At 60.0% G+C, this 17,411-nt stretch carries 9 protein-coding genes and 3 pseudogenes; 9 read left to right on the top strand and 3 right to left on the bottom strand.

Annotated features, from left to right (window positions below; genetic code table 11):
- Nucleotides 1–133: 133 nt before the first annotated feature.
- The 9 genes and pseudogenes from ACD578_RS13510 to ACD578_RS13470 all read left to right on the top strand — a co-directional run bounded on the left by ACD578_RS13510 (nt 134) and on the right by ACD578_RS13470 (nt 13,365).
- A pseudogene (locus tag ACD578_RS13510) lies at nt 134–1,115 on the top strand (TRAP transporter substrate-binding protein).
- Between the two features lie 73 nt (nt 1,116–1,188).
- The gene (locus ACD578_RS13505) at nt 1,189–1,728 is read left to right on the top strand and encodes a TRAP transporter small permease (RefSeq protein ID WP_404285700.1); all 540 of its coding nucleotides are present in this window, start codon (nt 1,189–1,191) and stop codon (nt 1,726–1,728) included.
- A gap of 4 nt (nt 1,729–1,732) precedes the next feature.
- Nucleotides 1,733–3,014 (top strand): annotated as a pseudogene (locus ACD578_RS13500) (TRAP transporter large permease).
- Nucleotides 3,015–3,038: 24 nt separating this feature from the next.
- Complete coding sequence (gene kduI / locus ACD578_RS13495; protein WP_404293837.1) at nt 3,039–3,875, top strand: 5-dehydro-4-deoxy-D-glucuronate isomerase; 837 nt, start codon at nt 3,039–3,041, stop codon at nt 3,873–3,875.
- Nucleotides 3,876–3,885: 10 nt separating this feature from the next.
- Nucleotides 3,886–4,644: a 2-dehydro-3-deoxy-D-gluconate 5-dehydrogenase KduD gene (gene kduD / locus ACD578_RS13490; RefSeq protein WP_404285698.1), complete on the top strand. Its 759-nt coding sequence runs from the start codon at nt 3,886–3,888 to the stop codon at nt 4,642–4,644.
- A gap of 18 nt (nt 4,645–4,662) precedes the next feature.
- Nucleotides 4,663–5,001 carry a cupin domain-containing protein gene (locus tag ACD578_RS13485; RefSeq protein WP_404285696.1) on the top strand — a complete coding sequence of 113 codons (339 nt, stop codon included), beginning with the start codon at nt 4,663–4,665 and terminating at the stop codon, nt 4,999–5,001.
- A 409-nt stretch (nt 5,002–5,410) separates the two neighbouring features.
- On the top strand, nt 5,411–11,260 hold the full coding sequence (locus ACD578_RS13480) for a HAMP domain-containing protein (RefSeq protein ID WP_404285694.1): 5,850 nt from the start codon (nt 5,411–5,413) through the stop codon (nt 11,258–11,260).
- Nucleotides 11,257–12,363, top strand: a pseudogene (locus tag ACD578_RS13475) (response regulator); the annotation flags it as partial. The gene ACD578_RS13480 and the pseudogene ACD578_RS13475, both read left to right, overlap by 4 nt.
- Nucleotides 12,364–12,477: 114 nt before the next feature.
- The gene (locus ACD578_RS13470; protein ID WP_404293835.1) at nt 12,478–13,365 is read left to right on the top strand and encodes an ATP-binding protein; all 888 of its coding nucleotides are present in this window, start codon (nt 12,478–12,480) and stop codon (nt 13,363–13,365) included.
- Between the two features lie 485 nt (nt 13,366–13,850).
- Here the strand turns inward: ACD578_RS13470 and ACD578_RS13465 are convergent, their stop codons facing one another.
- The 3 genes from ACD578_RS13465 to ACD578_RS13455 all read right to left on the bottom strand — a co-directional run bounded on the left by ACD578_RS13465 (nt 13,851) and on the right by ACD578_RS13455 (nt 17,300).
- Nucleotides 13,851–14,627 (bottom strand): SDR family NAD(P)-dependent oxidoreductase, encoded by a 777-nt coding sequence (locus tag ACD578_RS13465; protein WP_404285692.1) that lies wholly within the window; start codon nt 14,625–14,627, stop codon nt 13,851–13,853.
- Between the two features lie 29 nt (nt 14,628–14,656).
- Nucleotides 14,657–16,033: an FAD-binding oxidoreductase gene (locus tag ACD578_RS13460; RefSeq protein WP_404285690.1), complete on the bottom strand. Its 1,377-nt coding sequence runs from the start codon at nt 16,031–16,033 to the stop codon at nt 14,657–14,659.
- A gap of 67 nt (nt 16,034–16,100) precedes the next feature.
- Nucleotides 16,101–17,300 carry a mandelate racemase/muconate lactonizing enzyme family protein gene (locus tag ACD578_RS13455; protein WP_404285688.1) on the bottom strand — a complete coding sequence of 400 codons (1,200 nt, stop codon included), beginning with the start codon at nt 17,298–17,300 and terminating at the stop codon, nt 16,101–16,103.
- Nucleotides 17,301–17,411 lie beyond the last annotated feature (111 nt).

Here is a 17,411-nt window from a genome sequence, read left to right as displayed (position 1 = left end):
CGACCAGGTAAGCCGCGGCAAGCAGCGTCTGGTCCCGCCCCGATGGGTCGCATGGACTCGGGGCGCCGGACAAGCCGGCTGAAGGTCTGGTTTGAAACAATAAAGCACCTGAGGAAGCCTAAGGAGGAACATGATGTTGACCAGGAGAACTCTCGCCGCAACCGCTCTCGGCGTGTGGGCGGCCTTTATGAGTGGCACAGCAAGCGCCCAAACGACACTGCGCTCCGCCGATATCCATCCGGATGGATATCCCACCGTCGAAGCCGTGAAGTATTTCGGCTCCTTGCTCGAAAAAGAAGACCAACGGCCGATACAAAGTGCAGGTCTTCCACTCCGCGCAGCTGGGTCAGGAAAAGGATACGATCGAGCAGACCCGTTTCGGCGTGATCGACCTGAACCGGATCAACATGGGACCGTTCAACAATCTCATCCCCGAGACATTGGTCCCGTCGCTGCCCTTCATCTTCCGGTCGGTCGACCATATGCGCAAGACCATGGATGGTCCCGTCGGCGATCAGATCCTGAAGTCGTTCGAGCCCCATGGACTCGTGGCGCTGGCCTTCTACGATTCGGGCGCGCGCTCGTTCTACAATTCAAAGCGTGCCATCAACACGCCTGCGGATCTCAAGGGCATGAAGGTGCGCGTGATCCAGTCCGACCTGTTCCTCGACATGGTGAACGCGCTCGGTGCCAATGCGACGCCGATGCCTCCGGGCGAGGTCTATTCCGCACTCCAGACCGGCGTCGTCGATGGAGCCGAGAACAACTGGCCGAGCTACGATTCCTTCCGCCATTTCGAAGTGGCGAAATACTACTCGCTGACGGAGCATTCCATGTCGCCGGAAGTGCTGGTGATGTCGAAGAAGAGCTTCGACAAGCTGTCACCGGAAGACCAGAAGGCGGTACGCGAGACGGCCAAGGAATCCGTCGTGAAGATGCGTGAGCTCTGGGAAGCCCGCGAGAAGGAAGCCGAGAAGAAGATCCGGGCGAGCGGCAGCCAGATCAACAATGTCGACAAGCAGCCCTTCATCGATGCCATGAAGCCGGTCTACGAGAAATACGCCAAGGATGCGAAGGTGAAGGAGCTCGTCTCCCGCATTCAGGCCATGAACTGAGCCATATCAGGCTGATGGATTAACGGACCGGCTCCGGCCGGTCCGTCTCTTGCCTCATTGGAGACCTTTACCGATGCGCGCTGAACTTGCCGCGCTATCCCGCATCCTCGCCGTCGTGAACCGGACGGCTCTTTGGATTGCAGGGATCGGCCTTGTCCTCATGACCATCTTCGTCGCCTGGCAGGTGTTCGGCCGTTATGTGCTGAACCAGTCGCCGAGCTGGACGGAGCCCGCCTCCCTGCTCCTCATGAGCTGGTTCATCCTGCTGGGATCCGCCGTTGGTGTGCGCGACGGCAACCACCTCGGCTTCGAGATTGCCCTTCATTATGCCCCACAGGGACTGCGTCAGACCATGCTGGCCGTCACCGAGGTGCTGGTGTTCATCTTCGGCGGCGCCATGGCCTGGTACGGCACGGCGCTTGCGGTCGAGACCTGGTCCGCCGCGATGCCCGGCCTGCCGATCCCGCAGGGGTTCGACTATGTGCCGCTTGCCGTCGGCGGCGTGCTGATTGCTCTCTTTTCCCTCGAAAAGCTCGTTCGCCTCCTGCTGGTCGGAGACGATGCGCCCATGGTGCGCGTGGACGAGCCTCATCTCGTTGCCGTGAAGGATTGAGACAATGGAGATCTGGGTTCTCTTCGGCGTCTTCACGCTCCTGCTCATCATCGGCACGCCGGTTGCGTTCTGTCTCGGCATCGCATCGCTGGCGACCGTGCTCTACATGCAGCTGCCGCCTGTCGTGGTGTTCCAGCAGATCAACTCCGGCATGAACGCCTTCGCCATGATGGCGATTCCGTTCTTCATCTATGCGGGCGATCTGATGATGCGCGGCGGCATCGCCGATCGCCTGATCCGGCTGGCTGCGGGTTTCGTTGGCCATCTGCGGGGCGGCCTGGGGCAGGTGAACGTGGTAGCCTCGACCCTGTTCGGGGGCATTTCAGGTTCCGCGATCGCGGACGCCTCCGCCATCGGCGGCATCATGATCCCGCAGATGGAAAAGCGGGGCTATGCCAAAGATTACAGCGTCAACGTGACGGTGAACGCCGCCATCATTGCGCTTTTGATCCCGCCGTCCCACAACATGATCATCTATTCGATCGCGGCCGGCGGCACGATCTCGGTGGCGGACCTGTTCACGGCCGGCGTCGTTCCAGGCTTCCTTTTGGCTGCCGCTCTGATGATCACCGCCTATGTGGTGGCCGTGCGCCGCGGGTATCCTGCCGATCCGTTCCCAGGCTTTCGGATGCTGGCCTATTTCTTCGTCTCGGCCGTGCCCGGCATCCTGCTGATCTTCATCATCTTCGGCGGTGTTCGCTCAGGGATCTTCACGGCAACAGAGAGTTCGTGCATCGCCGTCGTTTACGCGTTGCTCGTCACGCTCTTCGTCTATCGCGAGATGAACTGGGAGAGCTTCGTCGAGGCGACGCTCGGTGCCGTGCGCACCACGGCGATGGTCCTGCTCGTCATCGGCACGGCCAGCGCCTTCGGGTGGCTCATGGCCTTCCTGCAGGTGCCGCAGGCGACAATCGCTCTCATGAAGACGCTGTCGAGACAACCCGATCGTCGTGCTGCTGCTCATCAACGTGATCCTGCTGGTGCTCGGCACTTTCATGGACATGGCGCCGATGATCATCATCTGCACGCCGATCTTCCTGCCCGTGATCAAGGCCTTCGGTATCGACCCGGTTCATTTCGGCGTGATCCTGATCCTCAATGCGGGCATCGGCCTCAACACGCCGCCGGTGGGCTCGGTGCTCTTCGTCGGTTGCGCGGTCGGGAAGATCACCATCGGCGAGGCCATGAAGACCATCTGGCCGTTCCTGGGCGCAAGCATCGCCGTGCTGCTGCTCGTCACCTACATTCCCGGCCTGTCGCTCTGGCTTCCGGCCCTGTTCCGCTGATCCATCGCATTCAAAGAGGTAATGATGACCATCGAAATCCGGCAGGTTTGCCATCCTGAGGCCGTGCGCCATTTCAGTTCGACCGAACTGCGCCGCCATTTCCTGATCGAGACGCTGTTCGTACCTGGCGAGGTCAAGCTGACCTACAGCCATATCGACCGGCTGGTCGTGGGCGGTGCGACGCCGACCACCGGGGCGATCAAGCTGGAATCGCACAAGCAGATCGGCTCGCCTAATTTCCTCGATCGACGGGAGCTGGGCGTCGTCAATCTCGGCGGGCCCGGGCGCGTCCACACGGATGGAGAGGTTCACAATCTTGAGCCTCGTGATGCTCTCTATGTCGCCATGGGCACGAAGGAGGTCCGCTTCGAGAGCCTCGATGCAGGCACTCCAGCGAAGTTCTACCTCGTCAGCACGCCGGCGCATGCCCGCTTCGAGACGGTGAAGATCGGCCTTGACCGGGCCCGTCGGGTCGATCTCGGCGATGCCGCGAACGGAAACGTCCGCACGATCTTCCAGATGATCCACCCGGAGGTGTGCCGCTCAGCGCAACTCGTTCTCGGCATGACGCAGCTGAAGCCCGGCAGCATGTGGAACACCATGCCGGCTCACCTGCACGATCGCCGCTCCGAGGTCTATGTCTATTTCGACATGCAGCCCGACACGCGCGTCTTCCACTTCATGGGCGAACCGGACGAGACGAAGCACCTCGTCGTCGCCAATGAGCAGGCGATCCTGTCTCCCGGCTGGTCGATCCATTCCGGCGTCGGCACCAGCAATTACACCTTCGTGTGGGCCATGGGCGGCGACAACCAGGACTTCACGGACATGGACATGGTGCCCATGGACGCGCTGCGGTGAGGGCGTTGCGATGACATTCTCTCTCGATTTGACCGGCAAGACTGCCATCGTGACCGGCGCCAATACGGGGCTCGGTCAGGGAATCGCGGTGGCGCTGGCGCAAGCCGGGGCATCCATCGTCGCCGTTGGGCGCTCATCCATGGAAGAGACCGAGCGCCTGTGCCGCGACACGGGTGCGGGCTTCCATGCCGTGCAGGCGGATCTGTCGAGCCTTGAGCCGATCGAACGGATCGTCAGCGAGGCTGCATCGGTCAGCGGCCGGATCGACATTCTGGTCAACAATGCCGGGATCATCCGTCGTGCCGATGCCATCGCGTTCACGGAAAAGGATTGGGACGACGTGATGAACGTCAACCTCAAGTCCACCTTCTTCCTGTCTCAGGCCGTGGCGCGCACCATGCTGGCGGATGAGGGCGGCGGCAAGATCATCAACATCGCCTCGCTCCTGTCCTTCCAGGGGGGCATCCGCATTCCCTCCTACACGGCGAGCAAGAGCGGTCTTGCCGGCCTCACGCGATTGCTGGCCTGCGAGTGGGCCGCCAAGGGCATCAATGTGAATGCCATCGCGCCCGGCTACTTCGTGACCAACAACACCGAGGCGCTCCGCAACGACCCGAAGCGAAGCAGCGAAATTCTCGGACGAATCCCGGCCGGTCGCTGGGGCGAACCGACAGACCTCGGCGGCGCTGCCGTCTTCCTGGCATCACCTGCGGCAAACTACATCCACGGCGTCGTTCTGCCGGTGGACGGTGGATGGCTTGCCCGCTGAAATCTTTCCGGAGGAACCATGAACCGTATCAATCAGCCTTTCGCCTTTGACAGCAACATCGACTGGGAGCCCGCAGGCGAGGGCATCGACCGCAAAATCCTCACCTACAATTCTGAGGTGATGATGGTGCGTGTGGCCTTCCAGGCTGGAGCCGTGGGTACCCCTCACTCGCATCCCCATATCCAGTGCAGCCTCGTCGAGGCCGGTGTCTTCGACGTGACCATTGCCGGTCGTACCGAACGTCTCAAGCAAGGCGATAGCTTCCTCGTCCCGCCAAATGCCGTCCATGGGGCCATCGCCATAGAAGCTGGTGTGCTTCTCGATGTCTTCACTCCCATGCGCGAAGACTTCGTCTGATCTCGACTCTGAGACCTCCGATCATTGCTCACACCGCAAGCCGCAATACGAGTGATTGCGGCTTGTTCCGCTATGGGCTTACGGGCTCTCGGGCGACGGGCATGCCGTAGCGTAATATACATGGAGCCGAGACCCTCGGCCTATTGCGGTTTCCTCCGCCAAATCCTGCACTGCATAAGCGAGCAATAGAGGCGAACCCGTCGGCTCCGAAGCAGGATGCGACGTATTTACGTTATTATGTTTTACGTTAACCGAGGCGCCACAAAATTCTCCCCTTCCCGGAACTCTGACCCTTGAAATGCGTTAAACGGGGTCGAATTCCATCTGAAGACGAACACAATAGCTTTTGGGACGTCGGCACATGGGGACCCAGGTAGAGTAAGCCTGGGACAGCGTAACGGGGGGCCTTATGTCACAAGTCGAAACCGCCACTTCGCAGCTTGATTCCAAGCTGCTTCTCAAGACATTGCGTGCCTTCAAAAAAGGTGACTTCTCCGTCCGTCTGCCGTCCGATCTGACAGGCATCGATGGCGAGATCGCCGAAGCTTTCAACGATATTGCAGATCTCAACCACGGCCTCGCACAGGAGCTGGAGCGCGTCGCCAAGGTCGTCGGCAAAGAGGGGCGGATCGAGGAGCGCGGGCGGCTGGCAGGCGCGACCGGATGCTGGAGCGAGTGCGTCGACTCCGTCAACGCCATGATCGGCGACATCGTCCAGCCGACCATCGAGGTGGCCCGCGTGATCGGCGCCGTGGCGAAGGGCGACCTGAGCCAGACGATCGACCTCGCGACGGACGGACGGCCCCTGCGCGGCGAGTTCCTGCGCATCGGCAAGGTCGTGAACACCATGGTGGGGCAGCTCGGCAGCTTCGCCTCAGAAGTGACCCGCGTGGCGCGCGAGGTGGGTTCCGAAGGCAAGCTCGGTGGGCAGGCGAAGGTCAAGGGCGTTGCCGGCACCTGGAAGGACCTGACCGAGAACGTGAACCTGATGGCCGCCAACCTGACCGGTCAGGTGCGTAACATCGCCGAGGTCACCACGGCGGTCGCCAATGGCGACTTGTCCAAGAAGATTACTGTCGATGTGAAGGGTGAAATCCTTGAGCTCAAGGATACCATCAACACCATGGTGGATCAGCTCAACTCCTTCGCCTCCGAGGTGACGCGCGTTGCGAAGGAAGTGGGCTCAGAGGGCAAGCTCGGAGGGCAGGCGCAAGTGCGAGGCGTCGGCGGCGTCTGGAAGGACCTCACCGACAACGTCAACATGATGGCGGCCAACCTGACGGGGCAGGTCCGTAACATCGCCGAAGTCACGACTGCGGTCGCCCGGGGCGATCTGTCGAAGAAGATCACCGTTGATGTGAAGGGCGAGATTCTGGCTCTCAAGTCCACCATCAATACCATGGTGGACCAGCTGAATTCGTTCGCCTCCGAGGTGACGCGCGTCGCGAAGGAAGTGGGCTCGGAAGGCAAGCTCGGCGGCCAGGCGCAGGTCGAGGGCGTCGGCGGTGTCTGGCGCGATCTGACTGAGAACGTGAACATGATGGGCTCGAACCTCACCGCGCAGGTTCGTAACATTGCGGACGTGACGACGGCGGTCGCGAACGGCGATCTCTCCAAGAAGATCACCGTGGAGGTGCGCGGCGAAATCTTGGAGCTCAAGAACACCATCAACACCATGGTGGACCAGCTCAACTCCTTTGCCTCCGAGGTGACGCGTGTTGCGAAGGAAGTGGGCTCCGAGGGCAAGCTCGGTGGTCAAGCCCAGGTGCGTGGCGTCGCCGGAACCTGGAAGGATCTGACCGACAATGTGAACCTGATGGCGGCCAACCTGACCGGCCAGGTGCGTAACATCGCCGAGGTCACCACGGCGGTCGCCAATGGCGATCTGTCCAAGAAGATCACCGTGGAGGTGCGCGGCGAAATTCTGGAGCTGAAATCGACCATCAACACCATGGTGGACCAGCTGAACTCCTTCGCAGGCGAGGTGACACGCGTCGCCAAGGAGGTGGGCTCGGAAGGCAAGCTCGGCGGTCAGGCCCGAGTGGAAGGTGTTGCCGGAACCTGGAAGGATCTCACCGACAACGTGAACCTCATGGCGGCGAACCTCACCGGGCAGGTGCGTAACATCGCCGAGGTCACGACAGCGGTCGCCAACGGCGACCTCTCGAAAAAGATTACTGTGGATGTCCGCGGCGAGATTCTTGAACTGAAATCGACCATCAACACCATGGTCGATCAGCTCAACTCCTTTGCCGGCGAAGTGACGCGTGTGGCGCGTGAGGTGGGCACCGAGGGCAAGCTCGGCGGACAGGCGCAGGTGCGTGGCGTCGGCGGCGTCTGGAAGGATCTCACCGACAACGTCAACATGATGGCGGCCAACCTGACGGGTCAGGTGCGTAACATCGCCGAAGTCACGACCGCGGTCGCCAACGGTGACTTGTCGAAAAAGATTACAGTTGCCGTTGAAGGTGAGATCCTCGAGCTGAAGTCGACCATCAACACCATGGTCGATCAGCTCAACTCCTTCGCCGGCGAGGTGACGCGCGTGGCGCGTGAGGTGGGCACCGAAGGCAAGCTCGGCGGACAGGCGCAGGTGCGTGGCGTCGGCGGCGTCTGGAAGGATCTGACCGATAACGTCAACATGATGGCCGCCAACCTAACCGGTCAGGTGCGTAACATCGCCGAGGTTACGACGGCGGTCGCGAACGGCGATCTCTCGAAGAAGATTACCGTCGATGTGCGTGGCGAGATCCTGGAGCTGAAATCGACCATCAACACCATGGTGGACCAGCTCAACTCCTTCGCCTCGGAAGTGACGCGCGTGGCGCGCGAAGTGGGCATCGAGGGCAAACTCGGCGGACAGGCGCAGGTGCGCGGCGTGGCCGGCACCTGGAAGGACCTGACCGACAACGTCAACATGATGGCGAACAATCTCACCGGTCAGGTGCGAGGCATCGCCAGCGTCGTGACCGCGGTCGCCGAGGGCGATCTCAAGCGCAAGCTGATCGTGGATGCCAAGGGCGAAATCGCGGCACTCGCCGAGACCATCAACGAGATGATCGATACCCTGGCGACCTTCGCCGATCAGGTGACGAACGTTGCCCGCGAAGTGGGTGTGGAAGGCAAGCTCGGCGGTCAGGCGAGGGTGCCTGGTGCGGCCGGCCTGTGGCGCGATCTCACGGACAACGTGAACCAGCTCGCCGCCAACCTGACCACCCAGGTGCGAGCCATCGCCGACGTGGCCACCGCCGTGACCAAGGGCGATCTGACCCGGTCGATTTCGGTGGAAGCCTCGGGCGAGCTGGCGTCGCTCAAGGACAACGTCAACGAGATGATCCGCAACTTGCGCGATACGACGCTCAAGAATGCGGAGCAGGATTGGCTGAAAACAAACCTCGCCAAGTTCACCCGCATGCTGCAGGGCGAGCGCGATCTCACCACCGTGTCCAACATGATCCTGTCGGAGATCGCTCCGCTCGTGAACGCGCAGCAGGGCGTCTTCTATACGGTGGGGAGCGATGGCAGCGAGCCCATGTTGGAGATGGTCGCCTCCTATGCCTTTACGGAGAGAAAGCATCTCAACAACCGCTTCCGCCTCCGCGAAGGACTTGTTGGCCAGGTCGCCTACGAGAGGAAGCGGATTCTCCTCACCAACGTGCCGGGTGACTACATCACCATCAGTTCGGCTCTCGGAGAGGCCCCGCCACTCAACATCATCGTGCTTCCGGTCCTGTTCGAGCAGGAGGTAAAGGCGGTGATCGAACTTGCCTCGTTCAGTCGGTTCTCCGAGACGCACCAATCCTTCCTCGAGCAGCTCACGGAATCGATCGGTATCGTTCTGAACACCATTGCCGCGAACATGCGGACGGAAGGCCTTCTGAAGCAGTCCCAGCTTCTGACCACCGAGCTGCAGAGCCAGCAGGAAGAGCTGAGGAACACCAACGACCGGCTGGAGCAGCAGGCTGCAACCCTGCGTCAGTCGGAAGAGCTCCTGCGGCAACAGCAGGAAGCGCTTCAGAAGACGAACGAGGAGCTTGAGGACAAGGCGCGGCTGCTCGAACTCCAGAAGAGGGAAGTCGAGACGAAGAACCAGGAAGTCTCCGTCGCAAAGACGGCCCTGGAAGAGAAGGCCGAGCAACTCTCGCTGACGTCGCGCTACAAGTCGCAGTTCTTGGCCAATATGAGCCACGAGTTGAGGACGCCGCTGAACTCGCTCCTGATCCTGTCGAAGCTCTTGACCGAGAATTCCGACGGCAATCTGACCGACAAGCAGAGGGAGTTCGCCAAGACCATTCATGCGGCGGGCTCGGACCTGCTTTCGCTCATCAACGATATTCTGGACCTGTCCAAGATCGAGTCCGGCACCGTCAGCATGGAAGTGTCGAGCGTCGGCTTCAAGGATCTCGTCGAGAACATGGAGCGGACCTTCCGCCAGATTGCAGAGGAAAGAAAGCTCGACTTCCACGTGGAGGTCGATCCGAAACTGCCGCTGGCGATCAGGACGGATTCGAAGCGGTTGCAGCAGGTGCTGCGCAACCTGCTCTCGAATGCCTTCAAATTCACGGAGCGGGGAGGCGTGACGCTTCAGATCGGGTCGGCCGAGGGAACGCCGCTGCGGGCCGGCAGCCAGTGGATCGCCATGTCGGTGACCGATACCGGCATCGGCATCCCGGAGGAAAAGCAACGCATCATCTTCGAGGCCTTCCAGCAGGCGGATGGCACCACGAGCCGGAAGTATGGCGGGACTGGTCTCGGCCTGTCGATCAGCCGTGAAATCGCCCGTCTGCTCGGCGGCGAGATCGTGGTGTCGAGCACGCCGGGAAGCGGCTCGACCTTCACGCTCTTCGTGCCTGTCGAACCACCTGCAAGCCATGGGGCTGCCGGAGCAGGATCCTCCGTGCGGTCAAACGGTGACGGCTCAGGGCAGTACGGCACTTCCGACGATTCGACGGGAACGATGATCCGTCAACCATCGGCCGCGATGGCTCTCTCGGCTTCCCTGGATGATCGGCACGCGATCACCAACGGAGATCGGGTGGTGCTCATCATCGAGGACGATGCGATGTTCGCCTCGGTGTTGCTGGAGCTCGCCCGTGAGGAGGGCTTCAGGGGACTGATTGCCATGGACGGCGCTTCGGCGCTTGCCCTCGCGCATCGGTACAAGCCACATGCGATTACTCTCGATATCGGGCTTCCCGATATGGACGGCTGGGCGCTCCTGGACTTGTTGAAGCATGATCCGCGAACCCGCCATGTGCCGATCCATGTGATCTCGGTCGATGACCAAAAGAAGCGCGGTCTCAGGGCAGGTGCCTTCGGCTTCCTGGAGAAGCCCGTTGACCGAGAGGCTCTCATGGGAGCGCTCAATCGCACGAAGGAGTTCATCGACCGACCCGTGAAGAAGCTGCTTCTCGTCGAGGATGATGACAATCAACGCATGAGCCTGTCCGAACTCATGAAGAGCGAACAGGTCGACGTGACGGCGGTGGGAACGGCCGAGAGTGCACTGGAGGTCATCCAGGCACGGCACTTCGACTGCGCCATTGTCGACCTGGGCCTGCCGGATCTTCCGGGAGCCGAACTCATCGAGCGCATTCGCAAGACGAAGGGCGGTGAGGAGTTGCCGATCGTCATCTATACCGGACAGGACCTGGCAAAGTCCGAGGAGCGTCGATTGCAGGGCATCGCTGCAACGCTCATCGTCAAAGGCGAGGGCTCGTCCGAGCGCCTTCTCAACGACACGGCTCTGTTCCTGCACCGGGCGATCAGCGCCATTCCCGAAGAGAAGCACATCATTGTCGAAAGGCGGGCCGACGGCTCACTCGATGGCCGGAAGGTTCTGATCGTCGACGACGACATGCGCAACATCTTTTCGCTGACGAGCGCGCTCGAGCAGCACGGAATTTCTGTCGTCTTCGCCGAGAACGGGTTGGAAGGCATCGAAAAGCTCCAGGCCAACCCGGATGTCGATGTGGCCTTGGTCGACATCATGATGCCGGGGATGGACGGCTATGAGACCATGCGGGAAATCCGGAACATCCCGCGTTACCGTGACCTTCCTCTGGTCGCGGTGACTGCAAAGGCCATGAAGGGCGATCGGGAGAAGTGCCTCGAAGCAGGTGCGACCGACTACGTGTCGAAACCTGTCGATGTGGATCAACTTCTGGCTGTCTTGCGCGTTCAACTTAGTCGGAGCACATATATCCCAGACGGGAGAATTGCTCCCAATGGTGCGGCAGAGACCGGGTTGAACTCATGACGGACGACGTAAGGCGAGGGGAGTCGGGCCCGAACCTGGATGATTTTCATCTGGTTTCGGCCCGTCCGCAGTCGGATCCGATCCCAGCCAAGATTTTGGTGGTCGATGACGACCCGAGAAATCTTATTGCCGTCGAGGAGGTACTCCGGTCTCCTGGTGTGGAAATCGTGACTGCGGATTCCGGCGAGGCGGCTCTGCGCCACGTTCTGAAGGATGACTTCGCTGTCATTCTTCTCGACGTGCAGATGCCGCGGCTCGACGGATATGAAGTTGCCAGTCTGATCAGGAATCGGCCGCGTTCATCACGCGTGCCGATTCTGTTTCTGACGGCTTTCAACAAGGACGACATGCACGTCTTCAAGGGATACTCGGCGGGCGCTGTCGACTACGTCTTCAAACCCATCGAGCCCTTGATCCTCAGATCCAAGGTCGATATCTTCGTCGATCTTTACCGAAAGACGGAGGAGATCCGCCGGCAGGCAGAGCAGGAGCGCCGCCTGCTGATGGACAACCTTCACGTCCGCGGCGAGAAATTGAAGGCGGAGCAGGCCCTGCGGCGCCGCGAGGAACATCAGTCGATCGTTCTGCAATCGCTTCCGATTGCGCTTTATACAGCCTCCGTTGAGGAGGATCATCGACAGCTCCATTTCACCAACGAGAGTATCGAGCGCATTACGGGGTTTCGGCCGGAGGCTTTCCTTGAGCGCTCTGATTTCTGGTCCTCTCGGATCAATCCGGATGACCGGGAGCGCGTCCTGGCCCAGTTGAAGCGATTGGAGGAAGAGGGTTCCGTCAATCTCGAGTATCGCTGGCGTTGCGCCGACGGTGTCGAAAGGCATTTTCTCGATCAGACGGTCATGATGAAGGATGAGGGCGGTCATCCGCGCGAATTCTTCGGTATGTGGTTTGATATCACCGAGAGCAAGCAGATGGAGCAGAACCTGCTCCACGCCAGCAAGCTTGAGGCGGTTGGCCGCCTCACGGGCGGAATCGCACATGATTTCAACAACATGCTGAGTGTCGTGATCGGTAATCTCGATCTCTTGAAGAAATCCATTCAGGGCAATGAGAAGGCCGAGCGGCGTGTGCGCATGGCCTTGGAGAGTGCTCAGCATTGCGCCGATCTTACCTATCGGCTTCTGACCTTCTCACGGCGCCAAGCCCTGCAGGTCTCAACGATCGATGTCACGAGCCTGATGCCGAGCCTTATGGAGCTGATGCGCAGGACGCTTGGCGAGCATATCAATGCGGACTTCCGTTCTGGCGACGGTATATGGCCGATCCAGGTCGACCGGGCTCAGTTCGAGGCGGCCCTCTTAAATCTTGCGGTCAATGCCCGTGATGCAATGCCCGATGGAGGCGATCTGACGATCAGCGTCGAGAACCAAGCGGTGGAGGAGGGGAGATCCGGACCCAGCGGTGAGTTCGTCGTGATTTCCGTGAGCGATACAGGAATCGGCATGCCGCCGGAGGTGTTGGAGAAGGTCTTCGAGCCGTTCTTTACCACCAAGGAAAGCGGAAAAGGCACTGGTTTGGGACTTAGCATGGTGTATGGCTTCGTGCAGCAGTGTCATGGCCATGTGGAGGTCGAGAGCGCGCCCAATGCAGGCACGACGATCCGCATCTTCCTTCCTCGCTCTCATGAGGTTGCAGAAAGTGCGCCGGACGACCAGTCGGCCGTCGCCCACCCTTTCGGTGAGGGGCGTATGGTGCTTGTGGTTGAAGACAATCCGGCTGTTCGTCAGGTGGCGCTCTCAACCCTTCATTCTCTTGGCTTCAAGGTGATGGAGGCTGAGACTGGTGATGAAGCTGCTCACCTTCTGAAGATGAAGAAAGATATCAAACTCGTTCTCTCCGATGTCAGGATGCCGGGAGAACTCAGCGGCATAGACTTGGCCCGTCTTATTCAGCGAGAGCAGCCGGACATCCAGGTGCTTCTGACGACAGGCTATTTTGACGGGGAAGACAAGCTCGAGGATCTTAATCTTCTCTACAAGCCCTATCGGGCAACCGACCTTGCAGAAAAGATTCAATCACTGATGAGGTCTCCACAAGAGATCGAATTCGAAAATGCAATGATCCATCAAGCCGCTGCCGTTGCATGACTTCGCTCCGGCAGTGCGCTGGAAACAAACTTTGAATTTTGAACGGTCACGTGGCCTGGTCTCGGTCGTTACCGGCTGTGAATCAGATCTTCCAGATCCTGTTCCCTCATCGCAGCTTGAGACAAGCACTTACATCTCGGCGCTGAGGCTGTCCCGCCCATCACACCAGGCAGTATAGAAATCTCCGGTCCGGTCTAGAACAAAAACAGTGGGCCTGCTCGACATGGCCGACCAGCAGGCAGATTCGACGGCGAATTTCAAAGCTTTTGCACGAAAATAGAACGATCCGAGATCTCTACCAAATTGAGAAACCGTCCAACGATTATGCTTAAATGCAACGCAGTATGCTCCGTGGGGCATGAAGCACCTCCCAAGTAGCTTTTCTGGCAAATCACAGGTGCAGTTGCTAACCGTCCTGGACGGATATGGCAACCGCGAATGAGGATTTATGACGTCAAACATTAAGGATGGGTTTCGAGGCGGATTCAGAGAGAGGCCGTCACGCCTCCATCAACATAGATGATCTGCCCATTGACGAAGTTGGAGGCATCCGAGGCGAGAAAGACCGCAGTGCCGATAAGATCTTCCAGTTCGCCCCAGCGACGGGAAGGGGTACGGGCAATGAGCCAATCGGAGAAGGCTTTGTCATCGACCAGGGCTTGATTGAGTTCCGTCTTGAAATAGCCTGGCCCGATGCCGTTGACCTGAAGACCGTACTGGCCCCAATCGATCGCCATGCCTTTCGTCAGCATCTTCACGGCTCCCTTTGTTGCCGTATAGGGCGCGATCGAAGGGCGGCCGAGTTCACTTTGAACCGAGCAGATGTTGATGATCTTTCCCCGGCCGCGCGGGATCATTTTTCTGGCAACCGCCTGGCTCATATAGAAGACGCTATCGACATTCGTCGTCATCAGCTCGTGCCAGGTTTCCTCCGGATAGTCCTCGAGCGGGCCCCGGCGCTGCATTCCCGCATTGTTGATCAGAATATCAATGGGACCAATATTGCCTTCGATCTGTTCGACTGCAGCCTTGACGGCGGTGCTGTCCGTCACATCGAAGGGCATCTCGAATACCTGCAAGCCGTCATCTCGAAGCTTTTGTGCCGCAGCGGCGACCCTGTCCGGCTGGCGCCCGTTCAGAACGACACGCGCTCCGGCTCGTCCGAGACCAAATGCAAGAGCAGAGCCAATGCCCGCGCTCGATCCTGTCACAAGGGCGATATGCTCGGAAAGATCGAAGAGACTCGACATTTTCACCTTCATTCTCAGCTCCCGAACGAGCGAATACAATCTCAGAGAATGCGACCTGGATTGAGGATGCCTTCAGGATCGAGCGTCTGCTTCATCTTCCTCATCAAGGCGAGCTCAGGCTCTGTGCGGCTCAAGGGAAGATAGGGGCGCTTGATGCGTCCGATCCCGTGCTCCGCGGATATGGATCCACCGAGCCTCGCGACGAGATCGTAGACGAGCCCCTGAACGCCCTTCTTGATGCCATCGTTCATGTCGCGGATCGCCACGTTGATGTGGATGTTGCTGTCTGCCACATGCCCGAAGACGACGTAAACGGCATCCGGCCACTGCTTCGGCATTTCCTGGCGCAGATGAGCGACCGCTTCCGTCATGCGATTCAGGGGTACGCTCACATCGAAGCGGATTTCTTCCGGCAGGAAGCGGCCGTACTCGTAGGGTGTTTCCCGATAGGCCCAGAACCGGTTCCTGTCGGCTCTGGACTGAGCGACCACGGCATCCTTGATGAGATCCTGCTCGTAGAACTCACTGAGGAGGAGAGAGAAGGCTTCTGTTCCTGCCGGATCCGCCCCCATATCGGCCTCGATCAGGAGCGTCACGTCGTGCTCGGCCTCGAACGCAGGCGCAAGGCCGCAGATCTTGGTTGCGACCGTCATGAACTCCCGCCACATGGCCTCGAAGACCAGGAGACGTCCCGGATGAGCCTGCTGGAACCGGCGCAGGACGACGAGTGCATCCTCAAAGCTGCTGACGGCGCAGAGAGCCGTCTGAAGACCCTGAGGTTTGGAGTGCAGGCCAATCACTGCCCGTGTGATGACGCCGAGCGTTCCCTCACTGCCGATAAAGAGCTGCGTCCAATCGTAGCCCGCGTTGTTCTTCAGCATCTTGTTGAGCGAGCGAACCACGGTGCCGTCCGCAAGAACGACTTCGAGGCCAAGAGTGTTGCGCCGGGCCATGCCATAACGCACCACTTGGTTGCCGCCGGCATTGGTCGCGATGTTGCCGCCGATCGTGCAGGTTCCGCGCGCTCCAAGGTCGATCCCACACAGGAAGCCCGCCTCGTCCGCTGCCTGCTGCACGACCGCGAGCGGTGTTCCGGCGAGGGCCGTGAGGGTTGCGCTCGCGGTGTCGATCTCTTCGACTCCGTTCATCCGTTCCAGGGAGAGTGCGATTTCTCCCGTTTGCGGGTGAGCACCGCCGGCAAGTCCAGTCAGGCCACCTTGCGTCACGACGGGTTGGCGATGCTGATGGCAGAGCCTCAAGGCCGTTGAGACATCCTCCGTAGTCTGAGGAAGGATGAGGGCCTGGGGAACTGCGGGTTGGAGACCGCTGGCATCGGTATGATTTCGGGAGGGAATGTCGGGGCCGGTGCGGATCTTCGATCCCAGGGCTGCAACAAGGGCATCAATCACATTGCTCATCGTGTTCTAACTCAAGCTCTAAAATGGTCCCGGTCGAAAGAAGTAGCCGTGCGTGGTTCCCAGTTTGCTAGGGCTCCTTGGTCAGCCGTACAATCGCGTCCGGGCGCTTCCAGAGTTCCGGCAGCAATTCAAGTCCAAGGCCCGGCTTCATGTTCACCGTGACCTCTCCTCCTGTTACGGTCGGCAACTCCGTCACGAGTTCCGTATACCAGCCGGTATAAAAGGCCCGGACGCTCTCCTGAATCAAAGCATTCCGTGCATGCAGGGAGAAGTGGCAGGATGCGGCGTAGACCACGGGACCCGTGCAATCATGGGGTGCGACAGGCACATGCCAAGCTTCCGCCAGCGCTGCGATCTTTCGCGCCTCTGTCAGCCCGCCGCACCAGGACAGGTCGAGCATGGCCACACCTGCAACGCCGGTTTCGAGGTATTCCCGGAAGGCGTGGGTGTAGGACAGGGTTTCCGAGGCACAGACCCAGGCCTTTGAGTGCTGCGCGTATTCTTTGAGGTCGCCGATATTGTCGAGGCGGAAGGGATCCTCGTGCCAGTAGGTCTCGAACTCGGTCAGCGCCGAGGCAAGCTTCTTGGCCATCGGCAGGCTCCACAAGGAGTGGAACTCGACCATGATGTCCATCTTGTCGCCCACGGCCTTGCGGATCTTGGCAAAGGGCTCGAGCGCGGTTCGGAGTTCGTCAGGCGAAATGTCGTATCCATGGCTGCGCTCGGCCGCGACATCGAAGGGCCAGATCTTCATGCCGGTGATGCCCTGTTCCAGGAGGGAATGAGCGAGATCGTCGGCGTGGTGCAGGAACGCCTCCAGATCTTCATACGCTCCGTCGGCATCACCGATGCCCCAGTTGGCGACTTTCTGGGCGCGGCTGTCGCGAATGTACCGGTACCCTGCGCAGGTATTGTAAACTCGGATCTTGTCCCGCGAGCGGCCTCCCAGCATGTCGCAGACGGGCTTGCCGTGAGCTTTGCCGAAGAGATCCCACAAGGCGATGTCGATGGCGGAGTTTCCGCGCGTCTCGACGCCTGCGGAACGCCAGCCCAGATAGTTCTGGAGATCGCGGTTGATGCCTTCGATCTGAAGAGGGTCGCGTCCGATCAGCTTGGCCGCGACCGTCTCGTGAACATATGCCTCGACGGCTGCTGCGCCCATGAAGGTTTCGCCAAGGCCAATGAGGCCCTCGTCGGTGTGGAGGCGGACCCAGACGATGTTTGCGAATTCCTGGAGACGGACGGTCTCGACGCCTGTGATCTTCATGGGATCCTCGTTGTGGCTACGCTCTTGTCATTGTCGGCAGAGGCGGAAGGAGCAATTCATCTCCCAGATATCGTCGAAGCTGCCGTCTTGACGATATCCACGGAAATGCTC

The organism is Microvirga sp. RSM25 (assembly GCF_044784385.1).
Classification (GTDB): Bacteria; Pseudomonadota; Alphaproteobacteria; order Rhizobiales; family Beijerinckiaceae; genus Microvirga; species Microvirga tunisiensis.
This window is presented reverse-complemented; position numbering and strand designations above follow the sequence as displayed.